General features: G+C 41.8%; 15 protein-coding genes. 2 read left to right on the top strand and 13 right to left on the bottom strand.

Annotated elements, in window-relative coordinates; all coding sequences use genetic code 11:
- Positions 1-191: 191 nt before the first annotated feature.
- Both bhsA and PSF67_RS14585 read left to right on the top strand, forming a co-directional pair.
- Positions 192-443, top strand: a complete 252-nt coding sequence (gene bhsA / locus PSF67_RS14590; protein ID WP_102138194.1) for a multiple stress resistance protein BhsA — start codon at positions 192-194, stop codon at positions 441-443.
- A 306-nt stretch (positions 444-749) separates the two neighbouring features.
- On the top strand, positions 750-1,187 hold the full coding sequence (locus PSF67_RS14585; protein WP_229597491.1) for a YhbP family protein: 438 nt from the start codon (positions 750-752) through the stop codon (positions 1,185-1,187).
- Here the strand turns inward: PSF67_RS14585 and nrdG are convergent.
- The 13 genes from nrdG to phnR all read right to left on the bottom strand — a co-directional run bounded on the left by nrdG (position 1,184) and on the right by phnR (position 12,682).
- The gene (gene nrdG / locus PSF67_RS14580) at positions 1,184-1,648 is read right to left on the bottom strand and encodes an anaerobic ribonucleoside-triphosphate reductase-activating protein (RefSeq protein WP_272677216.1); all 465 of its coding nucleotides are present in this window, start codon (positions 1,646-1,648) and stop codon (positions 1,184-1,186) included. The two genes, PSF67_RS14585 and nrdG, sit on opposite strands and share 4 nt — an antisense overlap.
- A 4-nt stretch (positions 1,649-1,652) precedes the next feature.
- A complete protein-coding gene (nrdD, locus tag PSF67_RS14575; RefSeq protein ID WP_181489924.1) occupies positions 1,653-3,791 on the bottom strand; it encodes an anaerobic ribonucleoside-triphosphate reductase in 2,139 nt (712 codons plus the stop codon).
- 400 nt (positions 3,792-4,191) lie between these two features.
- Entirely contained in the window at positions 4,192-4,578 is a 387-nt protein-coding gene (ridA, locus tag PSF67_RS14570; RefSeq protein WP_166264018.1) for a 2-iminobutanoate/2-iminopropanoate deaminase, read from the bottom strand.
- Between the two features lie 162 nt (positions 4,579-4,740).
- Positions 4,741-5,205, bottom strand: coding sequence for an aspartate carbamoyltransferase regulatory subunit (gene pyrI, locus PSF67_RS14565; protein ID WP_272677214.1), 465 nt, complete (start codon positions 5,203-5,205; stop codon positions 4,741-4,743).
- 13 nt (positions 5,206-5,218) lie between these two features.
- Positions 5,219-6,154 (bottom strand): aspartate carbamoyltransferase, encoded by a 936-nt coding sequence (gene pyrB, locus PSF67_RS14560; protein WP_206276271.1) that lies wholly within the window; start codon positions 6,152-6,154, stop codon positions 5,219-5,221.
- Positions 6,155-6,188: 34 nt separating this feature from the next.
- Positions 6,189-6,320 (bottom strand): hypothetical protein, encoded by a 132-nt coding sequence (locus PSF67_RS14555; RefSeq protein ID WP_256372920.1) that lies wholly within the window; start codon positions 6,318-6,320, stop codon positions 6,189-6,191.
- Positions 6,321-6,512: 192 nt separating this feature from the next.
- Positions 6,513-7,028: a hypothetical protein gene (locus tag PSF67_RS14550; protein WP_272677212.1), complete on the bottom strand. Its 516-nt coding sequence runs from the start codon at positions 7,026-7,028 to the stop codon at positions 6,513-6,515.
- A 109-nt stretch (positions 7,029-7,137) separates the two neighbouring features.
- Positions 7,138-7,641, bottom strand: coding sequence for a fimbrial protein (locus PSF67_RS14545; RefSeq protein WP_206276274.1), 504 nt, complete (start codon positions 7,639-7,641; stop codon positions 7,138-7,140).
- Positions 7,642-8,044: 403 nt separating this feature from the next.
- Complete coding sequence (gene phnV / locus PSF67_RS14540; RefSeq protein WP_210843038.1) at positions 8,045-8,842, bottom strand: 2-aminoethylphosphonate ABC transport system, membrane component PhnV; 798 nt, start codon at positions 8,840-8,842, stop codon at positions 8,045-8,047.
- A gap of 2 nt (positions 8,843-8,844) precedes the next feature.
- Positions 8,845-9,705, bottom strand: a complete 861-nt coding sequence (gene phnU / locus PSF67_RS14535) for a 2-aminoethylphosphonate ABC transporter permease subunit (RefSeq protein WP_102138185.1) — start codon at positions 9,703-9,705, stop codon at positions 8,845-8,847.
- A gap of 1 nt (position 9,706) precedes the next feature.
- Positions 9,707-10,816 carry a 2-aminoethylphosphonate ABC transport system ATP-binding subunit PhnT gene (gene phnT / locus PSF67_RS14530; protein ID WP_102138184.1) on the bottom strand — a complete coding sequence of 370 codons (1,110 nt, stop codon included), beginning with the start codon at positions 10,814-10,816 and terminating at the stop codon, positions 9,707-9,709.
- Positions 10,817-10,822: 6 nt separating this feature from the next.
- A complete protein-coding gene (locus PSF67_RS14525) occupies positions 10,823-11,836 on the bottom strand; it encodes a 2-aminoethylphosphonate ABC transporter substrate-binding protein (protein WP_166264026.1) in 1,014 nt (337 codons plus the stop codon).
- 126 nt (positions 11,837-11,962) lie between these two features.
- A complete protein-coding gene (gene phnR, locus PSF67_RS14520) occupies positions 11,963-12,682 on the bottom strand; it encodes a phosphonate utilization transcriptional regulator PhnR (RefSeq protein ID WP_166264028.1) in 720 nt (239 codons plus the stop codon).
- Between the last annotated feature and the right edge of the window lie 83 nt (positions 12,683-12,765).

Here is a 12,765-nt window from a genome sequence, read left to right as displayed (position 1 = left end):
ATTTAAATAAAAAATGATATGAAACTGTCACAAATTTGTAACCTCAACCTAAGTTTACATTCAAAATATTTGAATAACTATAGCAAAATTAGCTAATTTTCTTTTCAAAATAAAGCGCATAATATGATCCATATCACAGAGGGACAGTAAAAATCCCAACTAAAAATCAAGTTTACAAGAAGGAATGTACAATGAAAAAATCAACATTATTTGCTGCTGCTTTAGCTTTAGGTGCTGTTTCATTTGGTTCAATGGCCGCTGAAGAAGTTCAACATACTAGTCAACCTGCAACAGGTTATGTATCAGTAACTGGTGCGGTAAGTGTTAATGACCTGACCGCACAATTGGCCAAAAAAGCTGATGAAGCTGGTGCGACTTCATTCCGTGTGATTTCAGCTGGCGGTGAGAATAGCATGAGTGGTACTGCGGCTATCTACAAATAAATTTATTCGTCATATTTACTCGTCATACTTCGAGCCGTAGCGTTGTTGGCCGCGTTCATTCGCACTAGTCACATACTTATGTATGCTCCTAGCGCCTCGTTCACTTGCCGCCTAGCTACAACTCGAATTATTTAGAATAAATACTCGAATTTAGTTGGCGTATAAGTCTAAAAACATTTAGGTTAATATTTCAGCTAGTTAGAGTATAGTAATAGCGAATTTTATGCCTACGTTCAGAACAGTTTAAGCAAGCTTAAGGGGAATACCCTGAAAGCTTGTTCTGAACGGGTTTATATGGAAACCGCTATGACGCCTGAACAAACGTTAAAACACATCCAACGCTATATTGCCCGCCAACACGTTTTTTCCCTTTTTGCTCACCATAACAATGATATCTGGCCTGCCAGTTGTTACTATGCATTTGATGCGAAAAAGATGTGCCTGATTTTAATGACAGATCCAAATTCAAAACATGGGCAATTGATGGTGGCTAACCCACAGGTTGCTGGCACAATATCGGCACAGACCAAAGCTGTGAATGCAATACAAGGTATTCAATTTACAGGTGAAATTAAAATATTAGAAAGTGAGGACGCACAGCTCTCTCGCGGTTTCTACTGCCGTCGTTTCCCTGTGGCAATAGCAGCGAAACTGCCTGTTTGGCAGCTTCACTTACAGAATGTCAAAATGGTGGATAACAAATTAGGTTTTGGTACCAAACTATATTGGGAACGGCAAATTTAACGCAGTCTGTGGATCACCTGATTCGAGCTACCGCGCCAAATTAAGCGCGGGTCATGTAAATCTTGCTCGAATTTGCCGTCAATCACGGTATTGACAAAACTCACCACTTTTTGCTGTTCAAGCGTGAAATCACCCAATGTGTATCCTGTCCATAACCAGATGTCCTTATCTGGGCAAACAGCTTTTACGCGCTTTACCAACTTGAGCACCGCAGGTAAATTGGCTGGGTGCAGCGGGTCTCCGCCTGAAAGGGAAAGCCCTTGCCGATGGATTCGCGTATCCTGCAAATCTTGGATAATCTGGTCTTCCATTTCTTGGGTGAATGGTGTGCCTGAATCCACTCGCCATGTACTTTGGTTGTAGCAACCACGGCATTGATGAACACAGCCTGCGACAAACAGCGTACAGCGAGTTCCTGGGCCATTGACCACATCAACAGGATAATATTGGTGATAATTCATAGCATTAACCTATTTGGCCGTTACCTAAGTGCTTGATACGACGCTTCACTTCTTCCTGTTTTCCTGCATTGAATGGTCTGGCATCTGGGCTACCTAAATAACCGCAAACTCGACGAATGACAGAAACTCTATTTGTGTCATGATTGCCGCAAGCAGGGCAGGTAAAGCCTTTGCTAGTACAAGAAAATTCACCCGAGAAACCGCATTCATAACACTCGTCAATTGGAGTGTTAGTCCCATAATAAGGCACATGTTGATAACTGTAGTCCCACACGTCCTCTAAGGCTCTAACGTTATGTTGTAAGTTAGGATATTCGCCGTAACAGATAAACCCACCATTCGCGATAGCTGGGTAAGAGGCTTCAAAATCAATTTTATCGTAAGGATTGACTTGTTTTTCAACATCTAAATGGAAGCTGTTGGTGTAGTAACCTTTGTCGGTAACACCTTGTATCACCCCAAATTCAGCGGTATCGATACGGCAAAAACGGTCACACAAGTTTTCACTTGGTGTGCTGTATAAGCTGAAACCGTAGCCTGTTTGGGCTTTCCACTCATCAGTGGCTTGGCGTAAGCGGCTGACAATCTCGACCGCTTTTTTACGTAATTTTTCATCATCATAGACATGAGTCTGTGTGCCAAAAAGCGCATTGATGGTTTCATGCAACCCAATGTAACCTAAGGAAATAGACGCACGTCCGTTTTTAAAGATCTCAGCAACGTTATCGTCAGCTTTTAACCGAACACCGCAGGCGCCTTCCATATACAAAATTGGCGCGACGCGCGCTTTTACGGTTTCTAAACGGGCAATGCGGGTCATTAAGGCTTTTTTGGCAATTGCTAGACGTTCATCCAGTAATGCCCAAAATGCATCTTCATTACCTTGCGCTTCGATAGCAATGCGAGGCAAGTTTAGGCTGATAACGCCTAAATTGTTGCGCCCATCATGAATTTGTTGCCCATTTTCTTCATAGACGCCAAGGAAGCTGCGGCAACCCATAGGTGTTTTAAATGACCCAGTCACATCAACAACGCGATCGTAGTTAAGAATATCAGGGTACATGCGCTTACTCGCACACTCTAAAGCGAGTTGTTTGATGTCGTAATTAGGGTCACCTAATTTGTGGTTTAGGCCATCATTAATTGCAAATACGAGTTTCGGGAAAACGGCTGTTTTGCGGTTTTTGCCAAGGCCGGCAATGCGATTTTTCAGAATTGATTGCTGAATGAGCCTCGCTTCTTTAGACGTTCCAAGGCCAAAACCGAAGGTCACAAAAGGGGTTTGGCCATTTGCGGTGTGAAGTGTATTGACTTCATACTCTAAGGATTGAAAAGCATCATAACACTCTTTATCTGTACGGTTGTGTGCATAACCTTCCGCATCTGCAATTCCCCACTCTTTGGCGACTTTTAGGTGCTTTTCATAGCTGATTGCGACATATGGCGCTAAAATTTCGTCAATACGGTTAATTGTCGTACCGCCATATATATGGCTAGCAACTTGGGCGATAATTTGTGCTGTGACGGCAGTGGCCGTTGAAATAGACTTTGGTGGCTCTATTTCTGCATTTCCCATTTTAAAGCCATTCGTTAACATACCTTCAAGGTCAATTAACATACAGTTAAACATCGGGAAAAAAGGTGCATAGTCGAGGTCATGATAGTGAATTTCGCCTCGTTCGTGTGCAATAACGACATCTCTCGGCAAAATATGTTGTTTTGCATAGTGTTTAGCGACAATACCCGCGAGTAAATCGCGCTGTGTCGGGATCACTTTACTGTCTTTATTGGCATTTTCATTGAGTAAAGAGACGTTACTTTGTTCGATTAACCCACGAATGTCATGCGTCAATTGGCTGCGTTTTTCACGTTCGCTGTCTCTATCGTGGCGATATTCAATGTAAGCACGGGCTAAGTCTTTATAAGGCCCGGCCATCAGCTGGTTTTCAACTGCATCTTGAATGTCAGCGATATCCACTCGGTCACGGCTGCAAAGTTGCTCTGTAACAGCAGAAGCAACCTGAAGACAATAATCGTCATCCTTAACATTCACAGCAGCCGCTGCACGTTTAACGGCTTCTTGAATTCGTGGAAGGTCAAAACCGACCTGACAACCATCTCTTTTTATAACAACCGTTCCCACGGGCATTCTCCTTGTTAAGTTATCCACAATGCGACTTCAGCTATTCGCCATGTTTATCACGGGTACTAATCTGTGGATAAAATGTGAATAAATACTATATGTTGTGTCATCTGGTGTAATTAAAGCACAATATATGGGATTTTGCTTTTTTTTAGATCACCACTATTTGATTTAAAACAAGGAAAAAAATAATTTGTATGAATATCAAAAGCGCAGAGGAAATAAATCTTTTCAGTTGCTAGTATTCATATCAGTGATCTAAATAAAAAAGAGATGTGATTTTCTTTATTCGCAAAGCATGAAGATGACTACTGTGACGGGGAATTTATTCTGTATCGGAGGTAGACAGTAATGAAAGACACCCCACTCAAAGGATGGGGTGTTTGGCTCGAATTAATCGTTATTTACGTACTGCGATTGCTTCGATTTCAATTTTCACGTCTTTTGGCAGGCGAGCAACTTCAACGCAAGAACGAGCTGGGAACGGTGCATTATGCTGTTTGAAAAATTCTTCGTAGGTTGCATTCACGGTCGAAAAGTCATTTAAATCTTTTACAAATACCGTTGTTTTCACGATATTAGCCGCACTTAAGCCAGCTTTTTCTAAAATCGCTTTTACGTTAGCCAGTGATTGGCGAGTTTGTGCTGCGATATCTTCAGGCACTTCACCAGTTTTAGGATCAACAGGGATTTGCCCTGATGTGATAACCATACTACCCAAATCTACGCCTTGAACGTAAGGACCGATCGCTGCTGGTGCGTTTTCTGTATTGATTTCGTATGACATAACTACTCCGTTTCATCACGTAAAGAGAAAATACTCGTCATATGGCAAGCCACAGCGGTTTCTGTAGTTTGGTATGATGTTGAGTATAACTTTATGGGGTGTTAGGCACTATTATAAACATGGATTGCACCTAGACAACACCGCAGTCTACGCAAAAATAACTTACTGGTTATTGATCACAGCGTCTCTATCGAACTCTTTTTCACAGAATTTACACGTGAGTGCGACTTCTTTGTCGATTTTTTTCACACGGAAACTGCTTGATACGGGCTCATTATGGCTAATACAGTTGCTATTTGGGCAAATTAACACGTTGTCGATATAGTGAGGCAGTGTGAGTTCAAGCTTTTCTACCACTTGGTAATCTTCAATACGATTAACGGTGGCCTCAGGGGCATACATAGCTAATTGGTTAGCTTGCTCTGGGGTTAAAAAGGTATTTTCGATTTTGATAATGTCTTTTTTACCTAGATTACTTGATGGCAAATTTAAGCCAATCGTGATGCGTTCGTCTGTTTTTGTTAGCTTAAACAATTTTAGTAACTTGAAACCAATTTGAGCAGGAATGTGGTCAATAACGGTACCGTGGCTGATTGCTTCAACTTGTAATTTATGGTCGTGTGTCATGGTAATTTCCTCCTCAGATAGCCAATTCTTTATTTAAAACCAGAGATAACAATGCCTGCCTTGCATAAATCCCATTTCCTGCTTGCTGGAAATAGTAAGCATACGGTGTGTTATCCACATCTACCGCGATTTCATCAACTCGAGGCAGTGGGTGTAAGACTTTTAAATTCGGTTTTGCACAATGGAGATCAGCGGCACTTAAAATAAATTGCGCTTTAACATTCGCGTATTCAGAGGGGTCGAGGCGCTCTTTTTGTACGCGGGTCATATACAGAATGTCGAGCTCTGGCATCACTTCATCAATATTATTATGCAGGCTGTAGGTTGCGCCTTTTTCTTCTAAGATGTGCAGAATATGGTTTGGCATTGAAAGCGCTTCAGGAGCAATAAAGTAGAAGTGATTACCTTCAAATTTAGACAGTGCTTGGGTTAAGGAATGCACAGTTCGGCCATATTTTAGGTCACCGACCATGGCAATTTGCAGGTTTTCTAAACGGCCTTGAGTTTCTTGGATAGTAAACAAGTCGAGTAACGTTTGTGTTGGATGTTGGTTTGATCCATCGCCTGCATTAATGACAGGGATTTGGCCTGCAAACTGGCTAGCAAGGCGCGCGGCACCTTCTTGGGGGTGGCGCATGACAATTGCATCCACGTATTGGCTGATGACAGAGATGGTATCTGCCAGAGTTTCGCCTTTCTTGCCGAGTGAAGTGTTGGTGCTATCAGAGAAACCAACAACAGAAGCACCTAAACGGTGGATTGCCGTTTCGAATGACAAACGTGTACGTGTAGAGGCTTCAAAGAAACAACTTGCGATGACTTTATGTTTTAAAAACTCAGGTTGTGGCTGTTTTTTTAATGAAGCAGCGACGTTAAGTACCAACTCAAGGTCTGAACGGTCTAAATCATTAATCGAGATGATATCGCGGTGGTATAAAGGGTTCGGCATTGTTGTTCTCCTGTGTCAGCAAGACATATTAGGTCTATAGGCCAAAAAAAAGCCCCTCATTGAGGGGCTTTTTTATAAATAAGAAGGGGAAAAACAGGCTGTCCAGACCGCCAGAAGGCAGTGCAGTGGAGGTGTTCTCTGTAAGAAATAGAGCAGCAGCGTTCATAGTTTCTCCCGGCAAATTGTGGCGCATTATACGCATCTCATTCCATGACGCAAGCGTTTGCATAAAGAAAAATACATTTTTTTTATTTTTGCATTTACGTTTCTATTGTGTACAAAAACTAGACGATGAGATAAAAGTGGAAAAATCAACAAGATGACGGAAAATTGAGCGATAGTAGAAACCAGCCAGTATCTATGGGTAATCTACCGCTAAGTTTCCAGCAATATTAAACGAGTGTTCGCCATAATCTCCAATCCCATTTGGCGCAACTCTGACTAAGACTGCATCGACATAGTAATTTTTTTGATTCTGAGTCATGGTAATGGCAACGCTTTCATTAGGGAAAATAGGCTCCCCTTGCCAGCTTAATTTAACGCCGAATGCATTACTGGAAGTTTGAAATAAATTACTCGAATAAGGCGTTGATGGCGCATTAAAGGATAGTTGTGCTTTGGCGTTCATATTGCAATCAATATTGAGCTCAATTTTATGCGGTGCGATTTCTTGACCTATATTTCCATTTCTCCCAACGGACAATGCACGGTAGTTCGATATTGTATTACTCGACATTTGACATATTGCAGTTGTTGCTGAAAAGGAGCCACTAATATGAATAGGCATATTTTGTGTTGCCGCTTGAGAAATAGAAACCGTGCCAAATAATAATACGAAGGGTAATAATGCTTTTAAAGGGGGGACATAATTCATAGTATTTCTCAAATGATAAATCATGCTTTATCTATTTTTATATTATTAAACCATTATTGTGTGGCTGAGGAATAATCTTGCTCAGCCACGAATATCTTTTTTCTATCTGTTACTGGTAAGTAATCGCTAAGTTACCAGTAATATCAAAAGTGTGATTACCAAAGTCATTAGGGCCATTTGCGGATAAACGAGCAACACTGGTATAGAAGTAAATAGTATTTCCGCCTTTAACTACTTTAATATCATCAGATTGACCAGGTTTAATTTCGGTGCTGTTATATTTTAATTTCACACCAAATGCATCACTTGAGGTTTTAAATGCTTCAGGTGAATTTGGCGCATTGTTGGCGACGAAAGTGAGCTTCGCATCTGCAGGGAATTCGCATGAAAAACTTAAATAACCCGAGTTACGGTATGCGGTTTCATCACCCACTTTTTCTAATGTATTGATAGCACCAAAATTTGTTGTATTTTCAAGCTTGGCATCATTACAAGGCTGGGTCACGTTTGAGAACGTCCCTTTGATATTGATTGGCATATTTTGAACGGCGGATAGAGCAGGTAAAGACACACACAGTAAGAGTGCTAAACCACTTTTTTTTAGCAAATGCATAATAAAAATCCTTTTATTGATTTTGAGAAGTTTTATATTCTAATAAATATATTAATTCTATTAAATAGATGGAGATTAAATAACTATTTAATCTTGCTTTTGAATTTCAATTTGAGTTAAAACTCTTTTTTTAAACCGTGGCGGTTTATCATATTTAAGTGTTTGGGGGTAAATACGTAGCTAATATATTTTATTTAATAGTTATATATTTTAATAGCTATGTTTTTTTACTTAAGTAATCTGCGTGTTTTTTTATGATTGGTTTCTAATTTAATTTTAAGAATATAGTTTGTTAATTTTAAATTAAATAATAGTGTTGATGTGAGTGTGTTATCGTTAATAAACTTTAGAGCTATGAGAAAATAGATAAAAACCCATGATGGGCTTTTATCTGGCTTGGTATTTATTTTTGCCCAAGTCTTTTCGCTACTTTCTCTAATTTCATCATTAGTAATAATGTAATCGAAACTAACACAATCGTCAGAGCCGAACCATCTGCAATATTGCCTCTATCAGTCAAACTGAAAATAGATACGGGTAAAGTGGCCCAACCGGGGGGATATAACATCATCGTGGCACCAAGTTCCCCTAAGGACAGTGATAGGCTTAATGCTAATGCTGAAATCATCCACGGCATCAATAGTGGTAAGGTCACATGGCAGAGGCGATACCAAGGGGAAGCGCCTAAGCTAAAAGCAACATTTTCAATATCGGGAGAAATACGCGCTAAGCCAGTGGAAACATTGCTAAACGTAAAGGCAGAAATCAACACGAAATGGGCACTAAATACAATCCAAAAGGTACCATTCATCTGTAAATAGCCTTGGCTGAATGCCACAAGGATCCCAAGCCCGATAGAAACAGAAGGAATGGCGCTGGGGAGATAAAATGCGATACTCAGCCACTTTTGTATTTTCCCGCTGTGTCTTCTTAATGCTAACGCAGCCCAAAGCCCACAAAACAACGCAAATAGACTGGCGCTAAAACCAACCACTAGGCTCGATAATATGGCATCCCAAGCAGGCCCACTAAACGCGTTCACAAAATGTTCAAAAGTAAACCCTGAAGGCAAAATACCATTCCATTGTCGGCTGAAACTCGACATTAAAATCATCACTAAAGGCAGTAAAAATAATAAACCAAATAAGCTGATAGCAATGATAGTAGCTGTGGCTCGCCCTTTTTTAGACCAAATCAACATAATTAATTCCTTACCCCAAGGCGAGTGGTCGCTATTCTGTATAGGAAAAATAACCCGAGTGAAAGCAGGATGTTAATTAAGGCAATCATGCATGCCACCGCATAATCTGACTCTAATATCGCTTTACTGTAGACCATCATCGGCAAGGTATTGACGCCTTTCGCCCCGATAAATAGCACGATGCCAAATTCATTGGTGGTTAACAGTAGGCACAGGCTGCCACCGGCTAGTAGAGCGGGAAGTGCCGCAGGGAAAATGACTTTCGCGATAACCCGTGCAGGATGCGCGCCTAGAATACTTGCAGCTTCTAGCTGGCTCTTGTCTATTTGGCGCAGTGCCGCCATGAGAGGACGCATGACCAAAGGGGTAAAAACGGTAATTTCTGCTAGGATCACGCCATGAATTGAATAAAGGAACTCAACGGGTGGCAACTCGAAATCAAACAATGCCATCAAAGTACCATTGAGTAGCCCAGCAGAACCATAAATAAAGGTGAAAGCGAGGGTGATCAAAAAAGTCGGTAGAGCAATAAAAGTATCAATCACTTGAGTAATAAAACGGCTTCCAGGGAAAGGAACAAACACCAAGATCAGCGATAAAACACTCCCTATCACAAGGCAGCCTAACGTGGCCAAAATGGCGATATAGAGCGTATTCCATAACCCATTAATAAAGCGTTTTGACTCAATCAGTTGCCAGAATGCGTCCAGTCCCCATTTTCCCGCCTCATTTTGCAGTGCTTGCTGTGCTATCAACAATAAGGGATAAAAAAACAGCGTAATTAACACCAATAATGGGGGCAATATCCAATAAATGGGCTTTATCGTTATTGATGAACCTTTTGGCACGCTAATATGTGACATGTTATTCCTCAATTAAAACGGTATCCGCAGGTGAAAACCATAAAGTGAGTTTATCGCCTACTGCAGGTGGTGAGGCCAAATGGGTAACGGCAACACTCACGGTTTCCCCGGCAACATCACAAATTAAATGGGTTAAATCCCCCTGCCAGCGAATAGACGTTAATGTGGCTTGTAGCTGATTAGTGGTATTGGTATTTGGCAATAGAGTGAGGTGTTGCGGGCGGATGCACACCCATTTGTGTGTACCCGCTCTCATACCTAATGTATGGGCTTCCAGCAATGTTCCACCACAACTGACATTCACTTTCCCGGGGCTTGTTGAAAAACCAAGTGCGGTAGCGGCTAGAATATTGGCTCGGCCTAAAAACTCAGCCGCAAAGCGGTTGGGCGGGCGGTGATATAAGGCATTTTTCTCACCATGTGCGACTAAATAGCCCTCTTTCATGATGCCAATCTTATCACCAAGTGCGAGTGCTTCAGTTTGGTCATGAGTGACATAAAGGATGGTCAATTCAGGCAGTTCGCGGTGTAAACGGGCGATTTCTTCGACCATATTATGACGAATTTGCGCATCTAGTGCGGAAAGCGGCTCGTCGAGTAACAAAACTCTCGGCCTTACGGCAATCGCTCTAGCAATCGCAACACGCTGTTGCTGCCCCCCAGAAAGTTGGTGTGGATAGCGGGTTGCGTAATCTGTCATTCCAACAATTTTAAGGGCTTCAACGACTCGTTCATTAATCAGTGCTTTGGGTTGTTTTTGTGCTCGCAAGCCAAATGCGACATTCTCTTCCACTTTCATATGGGGAAAGAGTGCGTAGTTTTGCACGACCATACCAAGCCCACGTTGGTACGGGGGAAGGTGGGTGATATCCGTATCACCGAGTAAAATGCGCCCACTATCAGGTTGTGCAAACCCTGCAATAGCACGCAGTACCGTGGTTTTCCCTGAACCTGATGGGCCAATCAACACCAATATTTCCCCAGGTTCGATGGTTAAGTCTAGGGGCTTAAGCACGACATTATTATGATAGGAGACACGCAAAGACTCTAATGTGATCCCTGAGTGTTCGGTTTGCTGAATTACTGTAGTGACTTTTCGTTTCATCAACATCTTAAGTTACTCACCGTCAGTGACTTTTTGCCAACGTGAAATATCATCGGATAGGGAAACTTCAACTTCATCCCAATTAGGTTGCCAAGTTTTCACGCCTTCTAACATCTGAAGAGCCGTATGATATTGTTTATCGGATGGGGTGATATCGGAACGAACAGGCATGCCCCATGAAAGCTCACTGACACGGCTTTGTGAGGGTTTATCCAAAAGGAAATTAATCAGTTTTTTACCATTTTCTGTTTCGGGGGCGTTGTTAACTAGGCCGATAACATAGGGTAAAACCAGCGTACTACGCTCCCCGTTGGCATCTTTAGGCCAAAAAATTTGGACATTAGGGTTACGTGCCATTTGGGATAAATTCATTTGCAAGTCGCCATTAGCGACATAAAGCTCCCCTTTATTGACAAGTGCGGTGAGCTTACCGGTGGAAGCTGATGGGCCAACGTTATTAGCCTGCAATTTGCCGAGGTAATCAAACCCTGCGTCTTTACCATTAAAACTGTGGAAAACTTGTAGCATTACTGCGGTACCGTCCCCAGCTTGTCCCGGGGTTGAATATTGCAGTTTATTTTTAAAGCGAGGATCGAGTAAGGCGCTCCAGTTTTCAGGTGGGGATTTAAGCAGTTTGGCATTATAGATAAAGGTCAGGTAGTTATTGACCAACGGTGTGTAATAGTGGTTTGAATTAGGAATATTAGCCGCAGCTTCGGGGGTAAATTCAGCTAATAATTGGTTTTTTGCTGCACGTTGGATAAATGGCGGAACAGTGATGAGTACATCCGCTTGTGGATTGGTACGCTCTTTAGAGAGCCTTTCAACTATCGCCCCTGAACCACTTTCAACATATTGTACTTTGATACCTGTTTGCTTGGTGAATGCCTCAAACTGATTTTTATACCAGCTGTTGTTGCCATCGTGCAGCCCATCAGCGGAGTAAACAGTAACAACATCAGCGGCAAAAACAGAGGTAGAGCAAAAGGCTGCCATTAATAGGCCTGCTAAATAGGTGCGTTTCATGGTTTTCTCCTGTTAAGGTAAAATGTGTTCTGGTATATACCAGATGCTTTTTACGCTAACGGGTTTATATGACAAAAAGATGAAATACAGCTAAATAGCTAAAATTATTTTTATAAGCAAAAATGCTTACAAAGTATCGACTTCGATGCGCAAACTATCATGGCGCCAATACTCAACATCATAATCTAAAATTCGCCCATGTTGGTCATAGTTTAAACGCTGCAGCAATAGGGCTGGACGACCAACCGTAACGCCCAGTGCTTGCGCAGCTTGAGCCGGCATTGCCGTTGGGTAGAAAGACAAATGCATACTGGTATAAATTAAATTGAAATGAGTTTGGTATACCTCCGTCAGGCTGCCATTGAGGTCATGGCGCAATAGCTCGGGAACGCGAGCAGGTAAGCAATGGTTTTCACAGTAACAAACGGGCCTGTCATCAGCAAAACGTAGGCGGGTGAGTAAATAAATTTGTTCAAATGATTGAAGTTTTAACGGATCCATAGCCTCGAGAGGAACGGTAATAACTTTCCCATCCAATAAAACTGTTTTTGGTTGGCGACCTTGTTCGAGGCAAAGTTTATGGAAATTGGTATTTTGGGTTGGGTCCAACCAAAGGCGCTCAGGTGTGACAAACCAACCGCGGCGCTCAGAGCGGTAAATTGCCCCACTGGACTCTAACTGTGCCAAACTTTCGCGAATAGTGATGCGTGTGGTATTGAAAATAGCACAAAGTTCGCGTTCTGAAGGGAGTCTATCACCACATTTTAGCTCGCCATTTTGAATCCTTTCCTGTAATTGGGCTTTGATAAGCAGGTATTGTGGGGTTTCATCCGCGGATAATTTCATGGTTATTTCCTATTATTGTTTCCGCCATATTATACATAGTTATATGAATTTTTTGTTTCACACGCACTTTTCCTTTGACCTTT

The organism is Providencia sp. PROV076 (genome assembly GCF_028483405.1).
GTDB classification, from domain to species: Bacteria; Pseudomonadota; Gammaproteobacteria; order Enterobacterales; family Enterobacteriaceae; genus Providencia; species Providencia huaxiensis.
The sequence above is the reverse complement of the archived record's forward strand: the minus strand, read 5'-3'. Positions and strand labels throughout refer to the sequence as shown.